Annotated in this window: 24 protein-coding genes; 2 read left to right on the top strand and 22 right to left on the bottom strand. The window is 34.3% G+C overall.

What is annotated here, in order from left to right; translation table 11 throughout:
* Nucleotides 1-224 precede the first annotated feature (224 nt).
* From XJ32_RS03320 to XJ32_RS03355, 8 genes are all read right to left on the bottom strand, one after another.
* The gene (locus tag XJ32_RS03320) at nucleotides 225-881 is read right to left on the bottom strand and encodes a lysophospholipid acyltransferase family protein (RefSeq protein WP_077388350.1); all 657 of its coding nucleotides are present in this window, start codon (nucleotides 879-881) and stop codon (nucleotides 225-227) included.
* A gap of 8 nt (nucleotides 882-889) precedes the next feature.
* Nucleotides 890-2,224 carry a tRNA (N6-isopentenyl adenosine(37)-C2)-methylthiotransferase MiaB gene (gene miaB / locus XJ32_RS03325; protein WP_077388351.1) on the bottom strand — a complete coding sequence of 445 codons (1,335 nt, stop codon included), beginning with the start codon at nucleotides 2,222-2,224 and terminating at the stop codon, nucleotides 890-892.
* 207 nt (nucleotides 2,225-2,431) lie between these two features.
* Nucleotides 2,432-3,361: a hypothetical protein gene (locus XJ32_RS03330; protein ID WP_254422460.1), complete on the bottom strand. Its 930-nt coding sequence runs from the start codon at nucleotides 3,359-3,361 to the stop codon at nucleotides 2,432-2,434.
* Nucleotides 3,362-3,581: 220 nt separating this feature from the next.
* Nucleotides 3,582-5,240, bottom strand: coding sequence for a DUF262 domain-containing protein (locus tag XJ32_RS03335; protein WP_077388352.1), 1,659 nt, complete (start codon nucleotides 5,238-5,240; stop codon nucleotides 3,582-3,584).
* A gap of 40 nt (nucleotides 5,241-5,280) precedes the next feature.
* Entirely contained in the window at nucleotides 5,281-5,403 is a 123-nt protein-coding gene (locus tag XJ32_RS13165; RefSeq protein WP_302475947.1) for a hypothetical protein, read from the bottom strand.
* 34 nt (nucleotides 5,404-5,437) lie between these two features.
* A complete protein-coding gene (locus XJ32_RS03345) occupies nucleotides 5,438-5,755 on the bottom strand; it encodes a hypothetical protein (RefSeq protein WP_174566009.1) in 318 nt (105 codons plus the stop codon).
* 28 nt (nucleotides 5,756-5,783) lie between these two features.
* Complete coding sequence (locus XJ32_RS03350; RefSeq protein WP_077388353.1) at nucleotides 5,784-6,386, bottom strand: hypothetical protein; 603 nt, start codon at nucleotides 6,384-6,386, stop codon at nucleotides 5,784-5,786.
* A gap of 31 nt (nucleotides 6,387-6,417) precedes the next feature.
* A complete protein-coding gene (locus tag XJ32_RS03355) occupies nucleotides 6,418-7,242 on the bottom strand; it encodes a hypothetical protein (protein WP_077388354.1) in 825 nt (274 codons plus the stop codon).
* A gap of 141 nt (nucleotides 7,243-7,383) precedes the next feature.
* Between XJ32_RS03355 and XJ32_RS03360 the strand changes: the two genes are divergently transcribed.
* Both XJ32_RS03360 and XJ32_RS11755 read left to right on the top strand, forming a co-directional pair.
* Entirely contained in the window at nucleotides 7,384-8,325 is a 942-nt protein-coding gene (locus XJ32_RS03360; protein ID WP_254422461.1) for a helix-turn-helix transcriptional regulator, read from the top strand.
* A gap of 168 nt (nucleotides 8,326-8,493) precedes the next feature.
* Entirely contained in the window at nucleotides 8,494-8,700 is a 207-nt protein-coding gene (locus tag XJ32_RS11755; protein WP_155761449.1) for a hypothetical protein, read from the top strand.
* Between the two features lie 5 nt (nucleotides 8,701-8,705).
* Here the strand turns inward: XJ32_RS11755 and XJ32_RS03365 are convergent, their stop codons facing one another.
* The 14 genes from XJ32_RS03365 to XJ32_RS03425 form a co-directional block, all read right to left on the bottom strand.
* Complete coding sequence (locus XJ32_RS03365) at nucleotides 8,706-9,416, bottom strand: SIR2 family NAD-dependent protein deacylase (RefSeq protein ID WP_077388355.1); 711 nt, start codon at nucleotides 9,414-9,416, stop codon at nucleotides 8,706-8,708.
* Complete coding sequence (locus tag XJ32_RS12415) at nucleotides 9,416-9,862, bottom strand: hypothetical protein (protein WP_174566010.1); 447 nt, start codon at nucleotides 9,860-9,862, stop codon at nucleotides 9,416-9,418. Before XJ32_RS12415 ends, XJ32_RS03365 begins: the two co-directional genes overlap by 1 nt.
* A gap of 102 nt (nucleotides 9,863-9,964) precedes the next feature.
* Entirely contained in the window at nucleotides 9,965-11,422 is a 1,458-nt protein-coding gene (locus XJ32_RS03375; protein ID WP_077388356.1) for a VWA domain-containing protein, read from the bottom strand.
* A complete protein-coding gene (locus XJ32_RS03380; protein ID WP_077388357.1) occupies nucleotides 11,419-11,853 on the bottom strand; it encodes a BspA family leucine-rich repeat surface protein in 435 nt (144 codons plus the stop codon). Before XJ32_RS03380 ends, XJ32_RS03375 begins: the two co-directional genes overlap by 4 nt.
* 29 nt (nucleotides 11,854-11,882) lie before the next feature.
* A complete protein-coding gene (locus XJ32_RS03385) occupies nucleotides 11,883-13,811 on the bottom strand; it encodes a BspA family leucine-rich repeat surface protein (RefSeq protein WP_174566011.1) in 1,929 nt (642 codons plus the stop codon).
* Between the two features lie 180 nt (nucleotides 13,812-13,991).
* Nucleotides 13,992-15,299, bottom strand: a complete 1,308-nt coding sequence (locus XJ32_RS03390; protein ID WP_077388358.1) for a PDDEXK-like family protein — start codon at nucleotides 15,297-15,299, stop codon at nucleotides 13,992-13,994.
* Nucleotides 15,300-15,457: 158 nt separating this feature from the next.
* Complete coding sequence (locus XJ32_RS11765) at nucleotides 15,458-15,616, bottom strand: hypothetical protein (protein ID WP_155761450.1); 159 nt, start codon at nucleotides 15,614-15,616, stop codon at nucleotides 15,458-15,460.
* A 441-nt stretch (nucleotides 15,617-16,057) separates the two neighbouring features.
* Nucleotides 16,058-18,412, bottom strand: a complete 2,355-nt coding sequence (locus tag XJ32_RS03395; protein WP_077388359.1) for a DUF262 domain-containing protein — start codon at nucleotides 18,410-18,412, stop codon at nucleotides 16,058-16,060.
* Between the two features lie 22 nt (nucleotides 18,413-18,434).
* Nucleotides 18,435-19,979 (bottom strand): GmrSD restriction endonuclease domain-containing protein, encoded by a 1,545-nt coding sequence (locus XJ32_RS03400; RefSeq protein ID WP_077388360.1) that lies wholly within the window; start codon nucleotides 19,977-19,979, stop codon nucleotides 18,435-18,437.
* Nucleotides 19,939-20,199: a DUF262 domain-containing protein gene (locus tag XJ32_RS03405; RefSeq protein ID WP_077388361.1), complete on the bottom strand. Its 261-nt coding sequence runs from the start codon at nucleotides 20,197-20,199 to the stop codon at nucleotides 19,939-19,941. Before XJ32_RS03405 ends, XJ32_RS03400 begins: the two co-directional genes overlap by 41 nt.
* Nucleotides 20,200-20,481: 282 nt before the next feature.
* Nucleotides 20,482-21,963 (bottom strand): DUF2779 domain-containing protein, encoded by a 1,482-nt coding sequence (locus tag XJ32_RS03410; protein WP_254422462.1) that lies wholly within the window; start codon nucleotides 21,961-21,963, stop codon nucleotides 20,482-20,484.
* A 201-nt stretch (nucleotides 21,964-22,164) separates the two neighbouring features.
* Nucleotides 22,165-23,889, bottom strand: a complete 1,725-nt coding sequence (locus XJ32_RS03415) for a PDDEXK-like family protein (RefSeq protein ID WP_077388362.1) — start codon at nucleotides 23,887-23,889, stop codon at nucleotides 22,165-22,167.
* A gap of 266 nt (nucleotides 23,890-24,155) precedes the next feature.
* On the bottom strand, nucleotides 24,156-25,400 hold the full coding sequence (locus tag XJ32_RS03420; protein ID WP_077388363.1) for a hypothetical protein: 1,245 nt from the start codon (nucleotides 25,398-25,400) through the stop codon (nucleotides 24,156-24,158).
* Nucleotides 25,318-25,797 (bottom strand): hypothetical protein, encoded by a 480-nt coding sequence (locus tag XJ32_RS03425; RefSeq protein ID WP_077388364.1) that lies wholly within the window; start codon nucleotides 25,795-25,797, stop codon nucleotides 25,318-25,320. The genes XJ32_RS03420 and XJ32_RS03425 overlap by 83 nt, the downstream gene beginning before the upstream one ends.
* Between the last annotated feature and the right edge of the window lie 38 nt (nucleotides 25,798-25,835).

Genomic DNA, 25,835 nt, shown 5'->3' on the forward strand with positions numbered 1-25,835 from the left:
TCATTCCTTGCTTAGATACTCTATGTAAATAAACCCTAGAGACGAGGAGTCTCTGGGTCTATTGAAATTTATGGGTAGCACCAGGTTTCTGCTTTAAATTTTTTACTTATAGCTCAAAAACAATGTGAGTTTTTAGCAATTACACTAGCACACATCAGTGTGGTCATAGGATTTTTTATAGAATCTTATTGCTACACTGCAAAACAATTTGAAAACTTGCATTATCATAGAGCATCTACCTCATTCATATATTCTTGCAATATCTTTTTTGCTTCATCAATCTCCATATCTTGTGGTAAAAATAAAGGCTTATGTATATAATAGTCAATGCGGCTAAAAGGCTTTGGAATGCAGAATTTATCCCATGTCTTTAGCTCCCAATATGCACTAGGCTTTACTTTACAACCACAGATTCCAACGCCACTTCTCATAGCCATGAGTAAGATCCCATTTGCAATGCTTTTATATGGACCTTTTGGACCATCTGGGGTAACGGCTACATCTTTGCCTTCTTTTAAAGCTCTAACTGCTTGTATCAAAGCCTTTGTGCCACCTTTATGTGTGCCTGTGCTACCACGGATAGATTCTAATCCAAACTGCTCAAAATACTGCTCCACCATTGCCCCATCATTATGTGCGGCAGTGATTAAACACATATTTGGAATCTCTCTAGCCTTTGCGTAAAGATAGGGCATCATTAAGAAATTGCCATGCCATAAGCACGCAATGAAATTATTATCCTTGACATAATCAGTAATATGAAATCTTTTAGGGCATGTTATATTGATAGTTTTTGAGATAAATAGCATAACTTTATGTATGTATCTGCGTTTTAGCTTCTGCTGTCGCTCTCGCGTAAGGAATCTATCAAAAAAAGACATTCAAATACTCACTTTTCTATGCTTTTACCAAAAAGCGTGCTACCTACAACTTTTGTAATCTCTATATCCACAATAGCACCCATATCGATGAATTCATTCTCAATTCTAATCAATCTATTTGTATCGCTTCTGCCCTCACTAAAAGTCTCACTCAGTGATTTTTTATTAGAATCTATTAGCACTTTATGAATCTTTCCTAGCTCTTTTTGGCTATTTTCCTGCAAAATCTCTCTGTGTCTTTGCTGCAGTATCGCTAATCTCTCTTTTGCTACTTCCTTTGGCACACTATCCTTATCTCCCCATGAATGCGACAGAGTATTTGGACGCGGCGAGTAAATAAAGCTATACATTGTATCAAAACGCACAGATTCTAAAACGCTCATTGTCTCTTTAAAATCATCATCATTTTCACCCGGAAAGCCCACGATAATATCCGTGCTAATGCCTACATTTGGACTTTGCTTTTTTAAGTATGCAATGCGGTCTAGATACCATTCCTGCGTATAGCCTCGCTTCATTGATTTTAGAATCTTATTTGAGCCGCTTTGCAGGGGGATATGTATGCTTTTACAAATCTTTGGATTAGAGGCAAACTCGTCTAAAAAAGAATCATTCATATGCAAAGGATGCGGACTTGTAAAGCGGATACGCTCTAAGCCATCTATCTTGCTTAATTCTCTTAAAAGCGTAGTGAAATCAATCTTTTCATGCGGTGTGCTAAATCTTACACCATAATTATTTACATTCTGCCCTAATAATAGAATCTCTTTGACACCATTTTTAACTAGCTTGTCTGCTTCTTTATAAAGCAAATCAAAAGGGATAGAGATCTCTTTACCACGCGTAAAAGGCACGATACAATACGCACATTTTTTATCACAACCAATGGATATATTTAGCAATGCTTTAAATCCACTCTGCTTAGAATCTGAAAATACATAAGTGCTATCATCATAGCTTGTATCAATCTCTACTGCTTTTGGCTTGTGTATAATGCTTGTGATTTTAGAGATATTTCTAGCCCCTAAGACAAAATCTACATGTGGCGATTTTTTGATAATCTCATGTCCCATAGCACTTGCCGTGCAGCCACACACGCCAATCTTTGCCCCATCTTTTTTATGCTTTGCAAATTGCCCTATTTCACTAAATAGCTTTTGTTCTGGCTTTTCTCTAACAGAGCAAGTATTAATGAGTATAAGATCTGCTTCTTGTATATTCGCAGTCAAGCTATACCCCTCTTTATCTTGCAACTCTGCAATAATATGCTCACTATCACGCACATTCATCGCACAGCCCAATGTTTCTATATAAATCTTTGGATTGCCTGTCTTTGTCTGCATGAGATTATTTCCTTATGGTTATGTTAGATTTATATTATTTGTTTATAAAGTTCGAGAGAATTATAGAATCTTTGTGTTATTAAAAGCTTAATGAAATTTTTGTGGTTCTTATTTTGTGGCGTGGCTGTTGTTTGACAGAGATTTGTAAATGTAAAGCCTAATTTCTGTGCTTTAACATCTTTTGTGTGTTAATTCTAGGAAACTAAATCAGCAAAAAGTGCTTATCGCCCACATTGAATACAACATATAAAATCTAAACATGGAGTTTGGGTTACTCACAACACATAATTCCTTGTTTAACTCTTTTGCTATAAGAGCTGCGATTTCATTCTTACCCACACCTGCCCTGCCATAGAGAAAAATGCTAGGATTTTTCGCGTTTTTACAATAATCTAAAAGCACATCTAGCTTTTCTTTCATATAGCTAAAATCCTCTTTTTCAAGTGTGCTTTTAGGGTAGATTCTAGCAATTTTTTTCATCATCTCTTGTTTGCTAAAGGGCTCTTGCATAAGTCTTTCAGTAAAGCTTTCTAATTCAAACTCACCACTTCTACGCCTATCATCAATAAAGTCAAACTTTCTAAGCGGCATATCCGCCATAAGCAGCTTTTGAATCTTTGTGGGACTAGTCTGCAACACACTCGCTAAAAGCAAACAAAACTCAAAATAATCAAGCTTATCACCATAGTATCTACTCATCTTATCAAACAAGCCGATGACATATAAGATATTTGTCTCAAGCTCACTTAGCCCAAAGCACTCTTGTAAAAGGGCTAGATTCTTACGCACAAAGGGCTTGGGCTTTAATATATGAAAATGCGTTAAAAGATAGGGCGTGATAAACTCTGCTACCATAGCTTCATCACTAAAATCAGCTAAATTTGCATTAAAATTTTTTCTAAAGAGCTTGAAGCAGTCATCAAAATCCAGTGTGTGCGGGAAAAGATTCATAAGATGTGCGGCAAAAAACTTTTTCTCATAGTCTTTATCGTTGGCTATGGGCTTAAAAGGTAAGAGCTTTTGCAGGGCTTCTTTGTTAGAATCTATAAGTGTGCCTTCTGCTTTTTTTAAAGCTCTTCGCCTTCTTGCTTTAAATTTGCTTAGGACTTTATTGTCTCTTTGTGCTTGTGTTGCCATAATCGCTCCTTGTGTGTATTTCAAAGTGAAGTATCGCTTTGTTGAGTGAAGTTATACCACAGAGCTTTGACAGCGTTATGACAAAAAGTGAAATTTTTTGGAATCGTTGTGGGATTTAAAGAATGTAACAAGAAAATGCTAGATAGGGATTGCAAAATGCGATTAAGCTAAAGCTATCTTAATCGCATTGTTTATATAAGTGTTAGAATCTAATGAGATTTTAAAAAATATCAATATGTTTTGCTATCTTAGTTTTAATCTCATTCTCTCGCATTTCTAACGCTTCCGCATTCCACTTTTTATGTTTAAAAATATCTTGTGTGATATTAAAGCTTGTGCTGACATCATCGTTGAGATAGATTTTTCGTTTTTCTTCATAGCTTTTATTTTGGGCTTGAATGTTCTTTTTAAATTTTAATAATGTTAGATTAGCTATGGCATTTGTCCAGCTATCCCTTTCTTCATCGCTAAAGATTTTTTTCCAATCGTCGTTGGGAGTTCTTGGTAGGATATGCTCTGTATGAAGCTTATTGTCCATTTCTATAAACCCAATTTCATCATCTTTAGAAAAGTATTCAAGCAAAAGTAATGTTGGTTTTACCCACTTCAAATCATAAACATCTGCATCATCTAGCCATTCTTTATAATCTTTTGTTGTGCCATATTTTTTGAGATTTTCACGCATAATGTTTTTTATCTCATCTATTGATTTATTATCTTTGACTGCTTTAAGGATATTAAATGAAACCTGCTTAAATCTATTAGCCGTTGCCATACCTATAAGGTTTTGGTAATAGTAAGCCATAAGCAATTCTTTTAGCTTATTGTATTCTTTATAATCCACCATTTTTGCAGCACACAAAATGCTTCGCCAATAGATTTGATTAGGCAGATACCTTAAGCAATAGATATATTTATCTTTAGCGTTAATCATCTCAATATAGTGGTGTGCAAACTTTCTTATTTCTTCAATAATAGCAATTGAATCTTGCTTAGTTTTTTCAAAATAAGTTTTAAGCTCTTTATCAAGTCTTCCTTTAGGATTGTCTGCTATCGCATAGTAAAAATAAGCATTTAATGTGTCATACATAGAAAATCCCATTGTTTTCAAATTTGACATAATCTCTTGCCAAGTTGTTTTAAAAGCTTCTCTACGCTCTTTATCTAATGACTGCATAAGAGAAGATTTTAAAATATCTACAGGGCTAAGTGGTATTCCCCTATCATTTAAAACATTAAAGATTCTAATCGCACTTTCTTCATCAGGGCATTCAATCCTTGTTAAAATAACTTTTGTATAAAGCCACGATACAAAATCATTTATATCAATATTATTTTCGCTAATTGCTTCTTTAAGCCTTTCTTTTAGATAATACGCATTTTGTAAATATCTATTATCCTTTATATCTTGTGGCTTTTTGACTTCTTTCAATCTCTCTTGCAAGACATTTTCTCTTAACACACTACTTTCAAAGGTGGTTTGATATCTCTCATCTGTTAAAAATTTTAGCTTATGTTTGTCTTTATCATATTTATCATATATGCTATCTTGTATGCGATCTTTATTTTCAGCTCCCAAGTTATCTATGTAAAAATCCCTAATCACACAGGCTAAAATAGTAAAAGTAGTGAGTCTCTGCTGCCCATCTATAATATCATACCGCTCACTATTTGCACCTTTTGCAATCACTAATGAACCACAAAAATATTGTCCTTCCTTGCCATTGCAATAAGATTCTGTCAAATCTTCAATTAAATCGCTAATTTGATCTTTATCCCACGCATAAGGTCGTTGATATGATGGGATTTGATAAGACATCTTTTTATTTGCCAATAAGTCCTCTAGACTGAAACCTTCTACTTTGAAATCATTTGCCATTGTCGCTCCTTAAAATGTAATATGTGTGTGCGTATTATAATCAAAAAAAAAAAAAATAAAGCAAGGGATTAAAGTCATTTTGCCCTCGCTTTTTTCGTGCTTCAATATCGATAGTAAATTCCCTAAATCTCTCTAAAAGTAGCCCTAAATTTTCATCTGTCATTACACTTCCTTACTAAATATAGTTGCGTATTGTATCACATTTGCGGCGTTTGTTTGTGTGTCTTATCTGCCTTTAAAATCTCAATATACTCATCAATCTCTTCATACATATACTCCCAACTAATGAAGCGAAAATATAATGAGCTTTCAATCTCTGCTATAAGCGTATCATCGCATTGTATATCCGCTTTCATCAAGCATTCAGCCACCTTGTTTTGGTAGAAGTCCCCATTTGTTAGCCACTGCTTTGTGGCTATATCAAAACGATGTGTTACTTCGCTATTATATTCATCATACGGATTCATAAAATCTTGCTTACGATGATAATCTTTTGTCTTATCTTTATCTGCCATATTTTCCCCTTGATTTTGTCGCCATAGACTAAACACTTAGCGTTACAGATATTACGCCTTGTGCGAATTGAGCTTGTGGGTTGTCCTTGAGATTGCCCTGTGTGTCAAACTCATAGCGAGTGCCATTATAAAATACATAATATTCCAAAATATCGCCCCCAATACTTAGCCTGCCATTGTATTTGGTATAGTGCTTTAGCACCACTTCTTTTGCGATTTGTAAAATCTCTGCAAGATTTAGGGTAGCTTGTGCATATTGCGGCTCGAGTATAAGTGGGTTGGCAGTGTGCCAACGAATGCGATATTGTGTTTTGAAATTTATGCGTGCTTCTCTTAAGATTCTAAGATTCTCAAGCCTAGAGATAGAATCTTGCAAAAGTGTTTCAAACTCACATTGATTGACGCCCAAATCTCTCTGCGATTGCTTTGCGACTGCTAGGAAAAACTCTTTTGAGTTATATACTAAATCATAAGAAAATGTGTCTAAAAACTCTAGCAAATGCAAGGAGTCACAAAAGCATTTTTTAGTCTTTTGTGCCTTAGTGTCATTGTGATAGCCCAGAATCTTCATATCGCATTCTCTAAGCCAAGCTTGCATATAGGAAAAGAGATTTTCTTGTGTGATTTGCATTTTCTCTCCTTTGTTGTGTTGATGAGTGAAGTTATAGCACAGAGCTTTGATAGCTACTTTTATCTACAAACATAAGACTCCTTTCTTCAAAGATATATCTCAGCATAAAGGGTGATAAAGTTTTGTTTGTAATACTCTCTGTAATCATAGAATCTGATCGCAGATATTCCTCTGCATCTATGCGTGGATTTTGCTTATCAAATCTTGGGAGGGCGTAATACAAATAAGAAATATTATGAAATCGCGCGAGGCTTCCGCGCGCCTGCCGCCGCAGTGAGCTGTTTTCCATAGTTTGATAAAAGCGGATTCCAATAAGCTCTGTCCCCTCTGTCTCTAAAAACCACCGATGAAACATATTTATCACCCTTTGTGGGCTTATGCGTCTCTTGCCGATGTAGGGCTTAAGCCCTATGCCGCGTTTATGCGGAGCAAAGCCGTGCATTACTCCGCCACTTGAGAGATAATAAGCATTGCCACACGCCCTGCCAAGCTTACCAATCTCAATGCAATCTGCGGTGTTCTCACCCCATACAAGATAGAAACACCACTCATATTTTGAGCCCGTGTCACCTTGTAAGCCAGAATCTGTATTTTGCTCCTGTGCTGAGTTATTATCTTGCTTGTATAATGTCTTTGATACCGCGCAAAAGCTCACACAAGAAATACCCCTTTCATTCAGCATTAGCCCTAAAAACTTGTGTCGATAGAAGTTCTCTTGCTCACTTATGGCCTGCTTTTTTCCATTGATCATTTTATAAGTCCTATACGCAGAGATAATCCCCATAAACTCGGCATTTTGTGCGGTAGCAAAGATAGATTCCAATGCGTCTTTTGTGTAATGTGTGCTTAAAGTCATAACGCTCCTTTATGATGTGATGAAGACAGATGAAGTTATAGCAAAGAGCTTTGACAGCGTTATGACAAATAGATATTTTTATGGTAATATTGATATATGTTTTTACATTATAAATTATAAAACAATAACAAAAGGACTCCCTTGCCCTTGCACGATTATGAAACAAAAATGGCTCGTATCAGTAAAATCTACACCGCATTACATAACCCCGAAAATAATGGAGTGATATGTGCGAAAGAATTAGCTAAAGAGTTTAGCGTTAGCCTTAGGACATTGCGGCGAGATGTAGAGAATATGGGTGTAGAGTATAGCTACAAACAAGATAAAATCTATTTTCACGGACACTACACAACAAAAGAAAATGATGAATTATCTATGGCATTTTTGCTTTTAAAAAGCTTTGCTTATAGTATGGGTGGGGCTACAAAAACACAAATGCTATCCTTACTTAAAAATCTAGAATCTAAAAGCCAACCTAAACAAAGCACAGATATATTTTTCACTCGCACAAATTTAGAAGAAATCACCCTTGAGACTGAATCTATTCTGCTTTTACAAAAAGCTATAAAAGAGCATATGATAATTAGCTTCAAGTTTTTACAAGAGCTAAATAACACTAAAACTCACACGCAAAGAGAGGTAATGCCACTAAAGATTCTAAACTTTAATGGTGAATGGTATCTTTTGGGATTAGAATCTAATATAATGAAAAAGTTTTATCTCAATAACATTATTGACATAAAGGAAGTAAGGCAGGGTGAGAGTGTGAGTGAAGAAGTATTAGGGAGGCTAGATAATGCCTTAAATGCGTGGTTTGTGCCTGAAGCAAAACCTTTTATGGTGCGATTATGGGTAGATTCTAAAGTCGCAAAGTATTTTAAACGCAAGAAAATCTCGCCAAATCAGCATTTAGATGAAAATAAAGATGGCAGCCTTGATATTACTCTGCATATTACAAGTTATATGGAGATTGCCCCTTTAGTGCTAAAGTGGATACCAAGCGTAGTGGTATTAGAGCCACAGGAATTAAAAGATTTTATTAAAAAGAGGGTGAGAGAGTATTTGGGGGTTTTGGAATCCTAACTTTTAGAATCTTGTCATTTTTGCAAGTGTAGGCAAGAGCTTTGCTTATGTAAGCTTTTGAAAAATGAGATATCTTTTAGTGTATAGAGTCTAGATTCTTGTCGTTTTGAGCCGTAGGCTAAAAATCGTTTTAGATTCTATGCTAGATATTTCGGCTCACGCCTCAATATGACAATTATTTCGAATCTAGCACATTTCAAAACGCCCTGCGGAAGTATTTTTGAGTTAGAATCGGGGTTTTACGAGCCGAGTACAAGGAGTTTATTAAACATATGCGGTGGCAAAGCCACAAATCCACACTTGCAAAATGACGAAGCACGAGATGAAGTAATCGCCGATTCTAGCCAAAAAGACAACGCAAAATCTAGAATCTAAACTTCTTAAGATTCTATAAACTCTCCCACAAGCCTTTCAATCTTAGGAGCAGCACTTACAGCAGATTCTATAAAACACATATTGAAACACTCATCAAACCAGCTAGATTCTAAGTTATTTAACACACTCTGCTTTGCACATTGACTAAATTGTGCAACATTTAGCACTTCTCCACTTGTGCCAATACATACAAATAAGCTATTTTCAGTCGCATTTAATTTCTCTAACTCTCTACCTAACAGGGCATAGTTTGGGGCATATTCGCTAAACATTACAATATTATGCCGCAAAGATTCTTCCCCACAAGATTCACATATAAGTTTTGGCATAGCTACATAACCAATATTTGTGATAGTCTCACACAATTCACAACGCACTTCAGGTAAGAATCCGTGCAAGTGAATGACATCTTTACACCCAGCTCGCTCCAACAAGTCATCTACATTTTGCGTGATGACTACTACTTCTTGTGGATAGTTTGCTTTGAGCCTTGCTATCATCTTATGTGCGGCATTTGGATTAACTTCTCCTAATTGTATCCGCCTTTTATCATAGAAATCTAACACCTTTTTTCTATCCTTAGCAAAGCCACTCGCACTGCAGACTTCCATAATGTCAAACTCTTCCCATAAGCCATCATTATCCCTAAAAGTCCTTAATCCACTCTCCGCACTAAGCCCAGCTCCACTAAATATCATTACTCGTTTAGAATCCATTACACTTCCTTATATTTCTTTGATAATTTATATTCCCTAATAAAATCATCAAGTTCATATTCATAGAAAACCTCTAAAAAGGTATAACCTAATTCCTCAATATCTCTATCACTCATAAAGATTCCATGAATCTCTAGCTTTTCTTTAATGCGATTACTCCAATAGGTTGTATAATCTACCCATTTTTTAGAAGCCACATCATAGTAATTCGTGGAAAAATTTAGCCATTCATTTTCTGTGTCCCGTATATCTTCCCATAACTCTTGCTCTTTTATCTTTTTTGCCTTTTTATTTTGTTTTAATGCGTGAGATTTCTTCTTTTGCTTAGTTGCACTTTGTTTTTTATTGTTACTACAAACATGTTTAGAATCTATTTCAAACACGGCTTTAAAGCTAAAATTATTAGGCAAATTTTTTAGAATCTCACTCAGTTTATTTTTATTCATTTGCTAACCTTTTTTGATATTTAGTAAGTGTAACACAATCTATTGACAATATTATGACAAAGCATTGTAAAATATGATAGACCTTTGCGTAAATATAGAATCCTAGATTCTATTCCCCATCGCATACAACACTTGGGCTTGTTGCGTTTGTGTATCATACGCCCAATGTGTATCAAAAAATGTTTTCTTATCTGCATTGTCATCTATGTCTAACAAATAGAATCTATTGCCCTTGTGCCTTTGGTCTTGCATTTGTTGCTGCAGATTCTGTGAAATCTCATCAAAATAACCATCAGAAATAACGATTAAATCAGATTGTTTAAAGCTATCTTCTTGCATTTTTTTAAGTCCCTCTTTTAATGCTGGGGCTACATCTGTCCCACCATTAAAGCTCATCGCTAAAAAGTTTATAAGATTTCTAGCATTATCTTTGCCGCTTAGCTCCATAGTTTCTATATCAGTAGAGAAGTTGATAAGATAACAAGCCCTATTTTGCATACTTGCCTTTGTAGCAAGAAAAAGCGTTATAGCCTTTGCTAGATATTCTCTATTTCCGCTCATACTACTGCTTGTATCTACACAGATTATCATCGCTCCTTCATTTTTTGCCATTTTATAATGCTCTTTTTGTATGGTTTCATAGCCTTGTTTTTCAAAGCAAAAAAGGCGGTTTTGAATGTATTTGAGATTAAAGAGCAATTCTAGATTCTCATCTTTTAGCATAGCTAATTCCTGTGGTAAAAGATTTGCCAAATCTCTGCCTAAAGTTACCCCACTCATCTCTTCTTTGTGATTATGCGTTTTTATGCTTTGGTCTATACTGCTATGCTCTATTTTCTTATTTCCATTTTCCTCTTCTCTGCCAAGTAATGCAGCGATTTTACGCAAATCTTTGCTAGTTTGTATGTGCTTTATAAAGGCATTGATTTCTTTAAAGTTAATAAATCTTTTATGCCCTTTGCTATAATCATAGCCATTTGTCTCTGTGTCGCTTTCTTCATAGGTATCTGGACAGAGTTGCTTCATATCAAAGCTTTGCTTTGCTTCATTTAGTATTTGTGCTAGGGCTAAATCATTATTAGGCTTTTTTATTCCACATAAGCTATAAACTCTTAGTAAAGATTCTAAAATGGGTAAAAGATAGTCTAAAAAATCTTTTATTGCTTGAATGTATTGTTCTTTTAGTTTTTCTTTCATAGATTCTAGCCATTTTTGCTTTTTATCCCGCAGCAAATTATCCCAATATTCTAGAGCATATTTCCTTGCAGATTCTGTGTCTGTTTGTTGATGAAGCATTGAATCTAGCATAGCTTTATGCGTAGCATTAAAGCTTTCAAATGCTTGTAAATCTTGTTGGGCTTGTATATCATCGCAAGATTCTATATTTTTGCGTTGATTTAGGGCTAACTCTTCTTGCATAAAAGGGTTAAAGTTATCATAGTAATCTTGCTCTTTGCAATAGCCTATATAGGCTTTTTGCAATATGTTATCTACCTGCTTATCTTGTAGGATTTTTGTATAGCGTGGATTAGCTGCTATGCTTTGTGGTATATGTCTCATTCTATGCCTTTAGGATATGGGTGCTTATAGCCACTTTGATAGAACATATAAGTTGTATCTGTGCTTTTTTTAATACGCCAAGATTCTAAAGAGTGATTAAAGCTAGTAGCTCCATAAAACATCGCGTGCATATCAAATACATTACTCACATTCCACGAATCTAAGGGCTGATTAAAGCTACTTGCCCCATCAAACATCATTCTCATCTTTCTCACATTATTGACATTCCACGAATCTAGCGGTTGATTAAAGCTTAAAGCACTTCTAAACATACAATTCATATCAGATACACTTCTTACATTCCACGAGTTTAATGGCTGATTAAACTTCCTAGCGTTATCAAACATTTTATTCATATCCATCACCTTGCTTACATTCCACGAATCTAGCGGTTGATTAAAATTATTTGCTCTTTTAAACATACGCGACATAAAAATTACATTGCTTACATTCCAAGAGTCTAGCGGTTGATTAAAGCTTGTAGCCCTTCAAACATAGAAGACATACCTTCTACATTACTGACATTCCACGAATCTAGCGGTTGATTAAACTTCTTTGCTCCATAAAACATACAACTCATATCTTCTACTTTACTCACATCCCATAATACTAATGACTGATTAAAGTTAGTCATTTTAAAAAACATATCGCTCATATCTACTACGCTGCTTACATCCCAATATTCTATCCCGCTAAAATCTGTGCGATTTGAGCCTTTAAATAGCTCACTCATATCTGTAATAGCACTTGTATCAATATCGCCTAGATACACACTTTTATCATCTATAAGATTGAGTAGCTCATCTTTTGTCTTTGGGTGATAGATAATCCGGCTTTTATCCATATATTTTAGTGGCATAGGCTCTATTTGTCGTGCGATGATATGTTTTAGCTGGTCTAGGGCTAGATAGAGAAGATCTAGCTGCGTTTGCTTCTCTGCAATGTCCTGTAATGCTATGTCATAATCTCTGTCGTTAAGAAAAACATTATATAAGCTACTCTTTTGTGTATTATAGATTTGTGCTAGTCTCTCTTGTAAAGACATTATAGATTCTAAGAGAGTATCACAGATTTTTGTGTATTCATCTTTTTTCTTTTGAGAGACTTTCTTTGCCTTATTTCTGCTATAAAATTCTGTTTTCACTAGCTCATATTGAGCCTCATACTCATCTTGTAAATGCGATATATCAAACTCATCTAGGTCTATATGTATAGTGTTTTCTAGGGCTTTTGCTAAAATATCTTGGATAATGTCTATATGAGATTCACTGCTCCATAGACAATGTTTTAAAAGCATAATATCTATGGGCAGCACTTCATCTCTATCACTTAAAACTGCTGCTACTCTCAAAATCTCTGCCATAGCCACCCATCTTCTATCTGAAATATAGATTTTCTCACTCTCTTGTGTAGAATCTAGGCTAAAATCTAGGTTTGTTGTGTCTTTATCTAGGGCTTTATTATGAGTTTCTATAAGGGCTTTTAGGTGATGAAGTGCCTTTAAGCTTTGCGTAGAAAAAGTAATGCTTTTAGCTTTTTGTGTTATATCTTGTAATTCTTGTAAGTTAAAGGGCTTTGTGATAGTAGGCTTTGCTTCATCTATGCCTTTAAGCAGGGCTTCAAAACTAGCCTTTTTCTCCACAGACAAGACTTTTAAGCGGATAATGAGCCTATCATACAAGGCTTCTAGCCCTTGATTTGGCGTAGGAAATTCATTGCTCGCGCACACTAGCCCTTTTAATGGGACTTTTATATCCATATTGCCATCGCGATAAATCTTTTCATTGATAATGGTTAAAAGCGTGTTTAGGATAGCTGGAGAGCTTTTCCATATCTCATCTAAAAACGCAAAATGTGCTGTGGGGAGATAGCCTTGTGTGCTTCGCGTAAGGCGATTTTGTTTCAGCTCTGCTATGTCTATGGGACCAAAGATTTCTTCTGGTGTGCTGAAGCGATTCATTAAGTAGGCAAAGAAAGTGTTAGAATCTGCTTTTTGCGTTTGCTTGTTATTCTCGGCTTCTTCATCACGGATTCTAGGATTTTGCAAGTATGGACTAGTGCTACGCACGAGTGCGGTATTGCTAGTGGGGCTTTTTGTGGATTTTAGGGCAGAGCTAGACATAAGGTCTGCGGTTGTCCTAAAATCCACAAAATCGCCGCTATGATTACCCAAAGCCGAATCCCCTTTAAAATCTATCTTTTCACTCATATCAAACGCCAACGCCACCCTCCTTGCCACAAGACTTTTAGCAGTTCCGGGCGGTCCATACAAAAAGGCAGATTTACCACTTAGAAATGAAAGCAATATAAGCTTTAAAGCCTCATCTTTTTCATACACGCCTTGACTTAATTCTTTGAGTATAGATTCTATACGATTTTTGTAGCTCATTGTCGCTCCTTTAAAGTTAATCACAATGTTTTAGCAAAATTGCTTTTCATCGTTTAATAAACGAAATTATAACAAGGAGCTTTGACAGCGTTATGACAAAAAAGTGAAATTTTTTAGAATTTTTGTGGATTTTTAGCTCACAAAATAAGATTAGAAACTTACTTTGTGGGAGTTATGTTGCTATGCTTGATATTCTTTAAGCTTTTCATTCAAGGCTTTAATATTGCTAGAATCTAAAAATTCTTTTAGTTTAGATTCAAACTCTGCTATTGATGTGCTTAACGAATAACGCCATTTTTTATCGTCATTATAGTAAAGCCACCAGCTTGGTGGTTCTCTCTTAATCTTTAAATATTCTTGGATTTTACTCAGTTTATTTGGATTGAGCGTTGAATCTTTGTGAAAAATCCGCACACCATAGAAACTATATTGTTTTAATTTAATGTAGTATTCTGCACAAAAAGCAAAATAATATTCCCCACAATCTTTAGGCTTAATTATAAAGGGATAGCTTAACTCATTCTTTTTCCACTCGTCCATTTTTTCTTTCTTGTTTTCAACGAACTCAAAGCCGTTGTCTTCTATCTCTTTTGCATACTCTTTTATAACTTTTCCTACAAACTTTTCGTGATACAATTCTATGATTTTGTCTTTCTTTTTTAGAATCTCATAGACCATTTTCATATTCTCTTCCATATTATTCTCTGTCAAAAAATGCTCTATACTCATTGTATTCTCCTTTGTTTTTGTAATGATTTGCACGACATCTTTATAAAAGAGCAATGCGGCATTTAGATTTGTGATACAGCCGACTTTTGCTTGTGAGTTTTCTATCCATTTTAGAATCTCATTTTTATACGAGATTGCTTTAAATTTCACTTTATTATCTCCATTTACAAGAGAATCCCCTTGTATTTCCCATTTGCCTAAACTATACCCTGAAGGATTTCGTTTATAAGGGGCTAGGTAAAGCACAGCGATATTGTCATAAGACGCACCTTGCTCTTGTGGTGTTTCACTTTCACTAGATTCTAGCTCATTAGATTCCATATCATTAGAATCTATCTCACTAGATTCTGTATCGCTAGAATCTCTGCTTTGCTCGTTTGCTATGCTCTCAATATACCGCTCAATTTGTCGCAGCTGATCTTCTGCCCAAATCTTATTTTCTACAATGATATGTCTCTCTCCATTAGTGATATACACATCAATATTTTTATACTCTTTATACACCCTAGCATTGCGTGTATCACCAAACCACTCTCTAAGCCCCACACATTGTAAAAACTCTTCTAAAAACACATCGCCTTGATAGTGTTTGCCTAATGGATTTAGAAATCCGCGGATTAGCCTGCTATGTAACCTGACTTCATCGTTTTTACTCAACATTTGCAAGTAGGGATTAAAGTCATTATTCCCACGCCTTTTGTGAATCTCTGCTTGTTTTAAAAAGCCGCTTACTTTTTCAAAAAGGTCTTTATATTCCACACTTTTACCCTTTCTTTAAATTTAATGTAGTAAAGATTAATCGCTACAAATATAAATGTATATTATAATCAAAAATACAAAAAACAATAATACAGCTTTTAAGTCATTCACTTGAAAACTCTTTCTGCATACATTGTGTATTTTAACCCCCCCCCCCCCTAAAACCCCATTTTCCTCGTATTTATATGTGTATCTTTAAGCTTTGATTCTTCTTGTAACTTCTCTAATAATTGTTGTGAAGAAGTGATTGCTTCAAATCTAGCACTTCTAGCAATTAAAGCAAAATCTCCAAAGCAAATATTATCTAGCTTTTCCATCTCTTTTTTAATAGGACTAGTTTCTAAAAATTCTACATAGTCATTAATGCCTAAATAACATATAAGATATTTGTTTCAGGCTCACTTAATCCAAAGCACTCTTGTAAAAAGGTTTTTTATTGAAAAGGATAAAAGATTTTCTAAACAATCTGTTGTGAAACTGCTTTCAATTTTGACTGCAATGGGTGCTTACAATTCAATCAATTATACTTGCAAGACTGCATAAGATAAAAGCATATAACAATATCTTTTGTTTCAACTTTAGAAATAAATATTGTTGTATACGAGTGTTGTGATTTTGTGTAGCCCTCTATGCTTCTAAAGATGCAATGGATTTGTTTTAGATAGATGAAGTATAGCACACACTTTTGACATATTTATGTCAATATTATATCTTGAAAAATTTACATTGCAGCATAAGCCCAAGTTGGTAGGCATGGGCTAGGGGTTTTCTTTGGTGAAAATTGCTTGGAGTATGGTAATAAGTGCTTCGATAATATCTTTGTCATTAGTGAGTGAGATTGTAAAGATTCCTTTTTCAAATTGCAATGATGGTTGTTGTTTCAGTGATTGCTCTAACGACTTTCTACACTCATCACTAAGGGGTGTTATCACAAAGCTATTGTTTGCACATTGTATTTCGCATTTGCCTTTGATTTTTACACAATGATCTTTAGCTTTAATGCTTGCTACTCCTTTATATTCAGCTTTAAGTTTTAACTTTTCTTTAATCTTTTCTTTAAGTGTCCATAGAAATGGATTTATCAGAGGCGGTGTTCTTTTTATGTCTGTAAGTCTGTATATTTCTAATGACTTGTTCCATATAAATGAATTGTGATTATCCTTAAAAAAACTTTTGCTATATTTGATGAAATAGTATTGCCATTTCTGCGGATTAATTCTTTTTTTCTTACACTTTTTAAGCAACTCATCATCTCTTATTAATTTCTCTTTACACATAGCCCTAAAAGCTGTTGCCAACTCTCCGCTAATTTTATTTTTCCAATTTCGTGTCAGCATAATATGCCAAGCTTCTTTTCCGCCGACAAGAAATTTAGTCTTATTGTAAGTCTCGCCTAGCCAAAAATTACGATTAAATCTGTGATAAATAAGATTAGCGATAATGCTATGCGTTTGTTCTTTGTTTAAAATAATTTTAGCATTTTCTAGCATTGCTTTATCATCTTTATCTAAAGGCTTTTTTCCACTTGCTTTCACTTTGCCAAACAAAAGTTCCAAATCCCCTTTGAAATATTGATGATCTTCAAATTGCTTTATAATCTCATCTTTAGCCACTATATCTTTATTGCAGATTGCTATACATTCTTTGATATGCTCCCCCATATTATTGTGTATTGCACTTGTATAAAATAATACACCATTAGACAAATACTTTTGCCCCATATAATTGCAATAGTTTCTTACCTCACGCAACCTGTCAGTAAGTTTGTCAATCTTAGTTTCATCTTGTTTCTTCATAAGACAGATAAGACTAAAAAGATAAATAGCATATTGCTTTGTAAAGCCGTTGTCATTTTCGCTGCTTGGTGTGTTTGCTTTTCTAGCATAACAAATTCCTTGCACCATTGCAGCAAAAAGCTTTGTTCCATTTTCATTTTTTGTATCAAAAATACAAACTTTATCCCCCACTTTATTGCCTATCTTGGTAGTAAAGTTTGTAAAAATATCCGCTGCTTTATCTTTTATCTTGTCAAAGTTATCAAAAACATAGATAAGAATCTCTAGTTCTTCTTGTGTTTCAAAAATTTTATACATACTATGAATGTTTTGTGTTTGGGTAGAATCTTTGATTTTGCCTTGACTAGATTTTGCTTCATCATTATTTGATTCAGTTTGACTAAAATGCACCTTATCCCAATCAAATGAGCTTTTTTCATTTTCATTTGCTTTGTAATAAAGCATTTCGCATAGATATTTGATAATGTTTAGCATATGGCTTTGTGCTAGTTCTATACACTCCATATCATCTTTTTCTTTTTCTTTCACATAGTTAAATACACTCTCTAGCCACTCATTATCAAACTTGTATGCGATTGCTTCTGGGATTGGTTTATTATCTTTATCTTTGACATCTTTAAATTTCTTGCCCACGAAGTCTTCAAATGCTGCTTTAAAATTTTCAAAGTCATTTAGCAGTTCGCCTCTAGCATTCATTTTGATATAGAGTTCATCATCTAGTCCAAAATCTTCAAGTTTAATGAAAGAAAAGGTAAGCTTGTCTAAATTCTTATAGAAACACTCTAGCATGGGGGTATCTGGGCTAGATTTGATTGCTTGTGTATGGATAGAATCTAGCATTGTAAGCATAGATTGTATAGTGGGGTCTTGCTCCCAAAAGGGTAGAAACCATGCTTGGTCTTTGATAGTTGCGGATATATCAGTGCTGTTTTTGATAGTAATTGTATTCTCACTCAAAGCCTTGCAAAATTCTTTTGAGCTAGAGCGTGTTTCATGAGTGAAGTTTGCTAGATAAGATTCTGTCGTGTTGTTTCGCATTGCGATATACCAATGCAAAAGATAAAGAGTTGTAAGTCTCTGCTGCCCATCAAGGGGGATAAATTCATTATTATTTTTCACACTGCCATAGACAAACTGCAAGTGGAGTGTCTTATCATCATTGCCTTTTAACACCTCAAATAAATCTCGCACAAATTTTTCTCTTATCTTTTGTGCGTTTTTTCTGCCTTGTGCGTAGTCGCGTTGGATTCTAGGGATCTTGATTGTGTATTTGTATTCTTCTGCCAAGTCTTTAAAAGTCATTGATTGTGTATTCATTTGCTATCCTTTATTTTGGGATTTAAGAGAATAAATATTTCTGTATTTTTGCGATAATCTCTTCCTGATAATCTTGACTATCTTGTTTGCTCCAAAAGAGTGCTTGAGAGATATTCTGCTCTTTTGTGTAGTATTTTAAAAACACATTGCGTGTGCAAAGGGGGATAAATGCGCCCTCTTGTTCTTTCTCTTTTATTCTTTGCTGCTTCATTGCAAAGATAGCATTGCCAAGAGAGATATTCTCATTCTTGCTAAGTAGAGTGAGATTACCAATTGTGTGTAGCTCATCGCCTTTAAATATCTCAAAAACAGCTTTTACGCATTCCCCAAATTCCTTAGTTTCATCATCGTCTAACTTTTTCTTTTTTGCTTCTGCCTTTAATTTCTCTAGTAGGCTTTCTACTCTCTCCAGTGTGCTTGGTATTTTTCCAAAATCTATCGATGATTCTTTACCGCTTTGCTCTGCATTTTTAAGAATCTGCTTACTATCCCTAAGCCACTTTACTACTTCTTTGAATGGTATTTGTGGTGTTTTATCTTGCTGGGCGTGGATATGCTCAAGCTCCCAATCGTTATTTTTGTATATATCAAAGCTAAAGCGGTATTGTGTGTCTATGTAAGAGAGCATATTAAAGAGTAATACAATGGATTTTAGTTCTTTGTTATTATCACCATAAGTTAAGGATTTGATATTTGCTAAATCTTTTTTATTGTGCGTTGCAATTTTTTCTTTGACTTTTTCTTTTATTGTTTCATGCAAAAACTTGCTTTTTGTTTGTCCTTGTGCTTCTTTATAAAGCCCTGCTAGACTTTCATTTTCTACAAGTAAAAAGCCGATAAGATGATAGCTTTTTGAATTGTTATACCATGATTTAAAAGTAAGAAAAATCTTTTTAATTTCTTGCCAACAGCACTCTTTAGAATTTTTATCCATAAGTTTAGTTTGTATAAACTCAAATACAGCATGGGATTTGTCCTTTTCGCTATCGCTATATATCTCATAATATACCTCAAAGAGTAGCAAAATCCTTGTGTCATAGCTCTCTTTATCCTCAACTAAAAAGCTAAAAAACTCATCATCTTGCAGAGCGTATTCCATAGAATCCCACTCGTTAGCACACTCTATCTGTCGCAATTCTTGTATTTCATTTGCTTCATCTTTTAATAAAAGCTGTGCTTTGATAAGCTCGGCATCGTTTAATGGGATTTTCCCGCTATTGATATTGGCAAAAAGATATGCTTCATTTTCATCACTTTTATACCAAATCATGCCGACATATTTTTCTGTCTTGTCTGCTTGAAATAGTCCTTTTATTACTTCTTTTTTCTCATTATTATTACCAAGCCACTCCTTAATTGTTTTGTAAGCTGCTATCATAAAGTAATAATCCATACCTTTAAATATGTTCTTATCACTAGAATCCACTTTTTGAGAATCCATATATTTTTCAGGATCTTTCAAAAATTCCGTGCTTTTCTTTCTTGTGTCATACTCTATCGTGCATTTTATCCCTAAATCTAGCACCTTACAGATAAGGTATAAAGTCGTAAGCCTTTGTTGCCCCATCAATCACATTGTATTTACCCTTATTTTCTTTCAGCATAATAGGCTGCAAGCAGTAAAATTTCGCTTTTTCTTGCAAGGCAAACTCATACAAATCATTTAATAGGGCTTCTACCTGCTGCTTTTTCCACTTATAGCCCCTTTGATAGCTTGGGATATGATAGCGTGTTTTGTCTGTCAAAAGTAGTTCTTTAATCGTCTTTATATCATCGTGTTTAACCATATATTCTTCCTGTTTTGTTTGTATATAATTAAAAATCTAAGCCATGATTCTATCATCTCAAGATATTGTTCTATATTTTATAAACTCTCTTACTATCATTATCACGGAATGTCTGCAATTCACTCTCAGCACTAAGCTCCTGCTCCGCTACATATCATCACTCGCTTAGAATCTTTCAATTATTACTCCCTATTTGTTTGGATAGATAGAGTATAACATAATGTTTTGACAGCGTTATGACAAAGATTCTCAATTATCATAAGTAAGATTAGAATCTTGCGTTTAGCCCACTAACTTTTCCAACGCCTTTATAATCTCCACCATAGCAAGTGTATCAAGTTTGCAATATGCTAAAAGGGCTTTGCGATATTCTATCTGCTTTTCTTTTGGCATAGATTCTAATGCCCCAAAGCACTCCATTGCTTCTCCGCCATTATGCACGAGACTTAGCTCTTTATAAGCGGATTCCATTTGTGGCACAAGGGCTGGTAAAACGACTTTGATAGAGTGGCTGCCATTTTGCTTATAATGATAATAATGCCTAGCGGCAAAGGGTGTCATTAAGTCTTCAATCTGTGAAGCGATATGTAAAAGCTCTTTTTCATATTGTGGAAAACTTGCAGCAAGTCTTGTAATGACACCTTTTTCAAAACTCGCATTATAAGCTAGGATAAAGGCATTTTGCGGGATAGAATCTAGCAGGGCTTTGATGAGATCAGATCTTGGATCTACTCCACTTTTAGCTAAAAATTCTTTATGCTCTAGCTTGCCATCTTTATGCTGGATATGCAGTGAAAATTGAAAAGGGATTTGCTCATACGCACAAGTGCTTACAAATCGCGGCACAGCGAGCTGGAATATCTCAAAATCTAAGTGATAAATGGGGTAGGATAAACTCCCTAAAAACTCTTTTATTTTATCCTTTTGTATATGCACGGATTTATTCTTAAAGCATTCTATTTGTAGTTGTTGCTTGTAGCTTAGGCTATCTATATCTTTTATATCACTAAATCGTGCTATCCCTTGTCTATATAGCTCTAGCTTTTTATCGCCATTAAGCCACGCAAGGTTGAATATAGAATCTTCTCCCTTTATGCCCCTTTGGACTTCCCAGCAATAAGCCTTTGCCTCGCAAGAGTAAGGATCATCACAATGCAGCCCTATATCAATGCTAGGCTCATCTTGCCCATCTAAAGTGCTAGCAAACTCTTGCAAAATTGCTGGAATCTTTAGTGTAAATTCTTGCACAGATTCTAAGCAAGGCACGATAGCAAAAAGCCTAGTTAAATCAAGCGATTCACCCCTTTTATAGTCTGTGTTTAAATGGATAAGATTCGCTTCCTTTATACTATATCCACAATGCGCGATGACATAGTGCTGCACGCTTAAATCATAGATATATACTTCCTTTAGGCTTGTGGAGCTTTTCACTTCATTGATGATAAGCCCTTGTGGTGTGTTTTGCAAAATATCTACCATTACAACAATGCCTTCATATATAAAAGTCGCTTCATATATCACGCTAGTGCCAGAATCTAGCAATTCCTTTGTGCGTTTAGCATTATGGCTTATGCCATCATCAAAAGAGATTCTCTCGCCATTTGGGAATAACTCACACGCTAAAACCCCCACATCTTCACCCACACTAAAACGCTCAATTTGCGTTTCATCTGGCTCACTTAGGGCTTCTTTTTTATGGGCTAAAAGCCAAAGTAGCTTTTGACATTGCATACCTTTAATAAAGCGAGATTTTGAGAGATTCATAGCTGTCCTTTTGTAGAGATTTGTTTGCCAGAGAAACTAAGAGAAACTTTAATGCTATTTCGCATATAAACTTTGTAATATTAACATAATCTCTTGACAGCGTTATGACAAAACAAGTGAAATTTTTTAGAATTTTTGTGGATTTTTAGCTCACAAAATAAGATTAGAATCCTATTTTGTGCTAAGGTGTTTTACCTTTTATCAAGCAAACTTGCGAAGTTTTGAATCTTGTTTTGCTAAATCATCTTTAATCTTTTGATTAAACTCATCAGTCTGTTTTCTCACACTTTCAAAAAAGTTTATAAATCTTTCTTTTGTCAAGTTTGCTGGATCTATTTCATCGCATTGCTCTAAGTTAATATAAATATATTTTGATTCTGTACAAAACGCACTATCACATACATCTAAAACTTCTTTAAGTGTTGCAATCATAGCTGAAGTATCTGTTTTATGCTTTAAATAAACCCCAAAACACACTTTATGTTTTTCGCTATCATACCACACAGATATATTAAAGCCTAATTTTTCACTATTAAAATCCTTATGCCATATATCTGTGGTATTTTTGTCTTCATGTATTTTTACTACATAATCCTTATAATTGCTTTCAATAGCTGTTTTAATCTCATTTTGTGTATCACAAAATGCTTGATAGGATTTAATCTTTTCATTAGGCTCTTTAAGCTTGTTATTAAGCGTTTTGATCTCAGTAGAATCTAAAAATGCTTGTAGGCTAGATTCTACCTCCTTCATAGATGCACCCATAGATACACCATCAACCTCTAGCCACCACCACCTAGTAAGTTTAATACCCAAGTATTCTTTGATTTTGCCGTTATTAGTTGAACCCTTCCCAAAAAGCCGCACGCCATAACCATTATTTTCATTATTTTTAGTATATTCTATGCAAAAAGCAAAAAAATAGCGTTGTTGAAGATCTTGAGGCTTAATCATATAAGGGTATCTATAAGAATTGCAATCCCATTCATCTCTCCTTTTATTGTCGCTTGTCTTAATAATCTCAAAGCCTTTGCTTTCAATTTGTTCTCTATGCTTTTCTATAATCGCTTCGCAATAAGATTCTATAATTTCATTTTGATTTTCTAGAATCTCAAAGACTATCTCCATATTTTCCTGCATATTATTGTCTTTATTGTCTGTCAAAAATTTCGCTATATTCATTGTGTTCTCCTTTTTATTTGTAATGATTTGCACGACATCTTTATAAAAGAGCAATGCGGCATTTAGATTTGTGATACAGCCGACCTTTGCTTGTGAGTTTTCTATCCATTTTAGAATCTCATTTTTATATGAGATTGCTTTAAATTTCACTTTATTATCTCCATTTACAAGAGAATCCCCTTGTATTTCCCATTTACCTAAGCTATACCCTGAAGGTTCTAGTCCATCAGGGGTAAGATACAGCACAGCAATATTGTCATAAGCGTTATTTGCTTGCTTAGTTTTACTCTTGCTAGATTCCATATCATCATTAGAATCTATATCGCTAGATTCTAACTCACTAGATTCTTGGCTTTGGTCTTTTGCTATTTTCTCAATATACCGCTCAATCTGCCTATCTTGATCTCCCGCCCAAATCTTATTTTCTATAATAATATGCCTATTGCCATTAGTGATATAAATATCAATGCGTTTTCTCTCTTTATGCACTTCTGCGTTACTTGTATCGCCAAACCACTCTTTAAGCCCTACGCATTCTAGAAATGTTTCTAAAAACACATCGCCTTGATAGTGATTATTCTTAGGATCTAAAAATCCATAGATTAACGAGCTATGCAGATTGACTTCATCACTTTCACTCAACATTTGCAAGTAGGGATTAAAGTCATTATTCCCACGCCTTTTGTGCTTCTCTGCCTGTTTTAAAAAGCCATTTACTTTTTCAAAAAAGTCTTTATATTCCACGCTTTTCTCCTTTCTTTAAAGTTTAATGTAGTAAAGCTTAATCGCTATAAGTATAAATGCGTATTGTAATCAAAAAAAACGCAACAACAAGAGTTTAAAAACTATTATCTAGCTAAAAATTTAAACTCGTAAGCCTAGATACTTAAATTATTTTAGAATCTATTTTGCGATATTGTGTCTTTTATAGATTAAGAAAAATCACTATAAATTTCCTTAACAACAATAAAAAGTTTTCATAAGATTCTAATCATCATCTTCTTTATAGCTTATAAAAACTTGCGAAGTTTTGAATCTTGTCCTTTTGCTAAATCATCTTTAATCTTTTGATTAAAGCTATAAACTTGCTCTCTCATACTTTCAAAAAAGTTTATAAATTTTTCTTTTGTAAAGTCTTTTGGATTCATTTTATCACCTTGTGTTAAGTATGCGAAAAGAGCACAATGTGATCCCTCACGAAACGCACTATCATCTACACTCAAAACTTCTTTAAGTATTGGAAATGCACGCTCCCCCATAAAAATATTAAGACCATGTAATTGACTTTGAAAAAAAATAGATTGCGAAGACTCAAACATATCTATACTAAAGTATAATTTCTCATCATTAAAATCTTTATGCCATACAGATATATAATTGTCTTCACCAAGTTCCCAATATTCTTCATCTTCTTCTGTTGTCATTACATAATCTTTATAGTTGTTTTCTATTGTTTTTTTAATCTCATGTATTGCATCACAATATGCTTGAATGGGTTTTAGTTCATCGTTAAGATCTTTGATCTTATTAGAATCTAAAAATTCTTGTAGTTCAGATTCTAGCTCTGTTTCTGTTTGATACCCCCACCACCATTCTTCTTCATCTTCTTCTCCATCTTCTAAAAGTATAGGATCAAAAAGCACACGACTTTCACGAATGCCTAAATAACGGCTGATTCTATTAATCATAAAATTATCTATATAATCTGAATCTTGCTTAAAAAGCTGCACACCATAATTAACAGGTTTGTCGTTGTATTTGGATGTTTCTATACAAAAAGCAAAATAGTACTCCCCACAATCTTTAGGCTTAATGATAAGTGGATATGTGTACTTTGCTAAATCATTATTTACTTCAGCAATCTCAAAGCCCCTGCTTTCTAATTGCTTTTCATACTTTTCTGCAATCGCTTCACAATAAGAATCTATAAGTCTCTCTTTATTTGATAGAATCTCACAGAGTATTTTTATATTTTCTTCTAGATTATTATCTGTTAAAAGTTTCTCTATATCCTTTGTGCTCTCATCTGTGTTTGTAGTGATGATTTGGGCGATATTTTTATAAAAGAGTAATGTGGCATTTAGCTTTGTGATAAAGCTAACTTCTGCTATTGACTTTTCTATCCATTTTAGAATCTCATTATCAAAAGTGATAGATTTAAATCTTACTTTATTATCTCCATTTACAAGATAATCCCCTTGTATTTCCCATTTGCCTAAGCTTTCTTTTGAAAATGTTTTTTTTATAAGGGGCAATATAAATCACAGCAAGCTCGTCATTCTTCTCTAGCCGATACTCAAAGTCTCTCTCAAATTCTTCACAATACTCTTCAAGATTAATATGTAGATCTTCTTCACCTTTCGAACTATCATGTATAATGATATGCTTCCCACGCTCACAATAATAGTAGAGAAAACCATACTCATGAAAACGCACATTAGCATATTCACTATCACCAAACCACTCTTTAAGCCCAACAGATTCTAAAAACTCTTCTAAAAACAAATTGCCTTGATAATGTTTGCCTAGCGGATTTAAAAATCCATGCATTAACAGACTATTCAGCCAATAACATTTATCCAGCCAGCCAAGTTCTCTGCCTTTTAAACCCGAGTTTATCGCATTAAACAATTCTTCTTTATAAGTTGCCATGCTCTTATCCTTTCTTTAAATTTAATGTAGTAAAGATT

Source organism: Helicobacter bilis, from assembly GCF_001999985.1.
GTDB lineage: Bacteria > Campylobacterota > Campylobacteria > Campylobacterales > Helicobacteraceae > Helicobacter_A > Helicobacter_A rappini.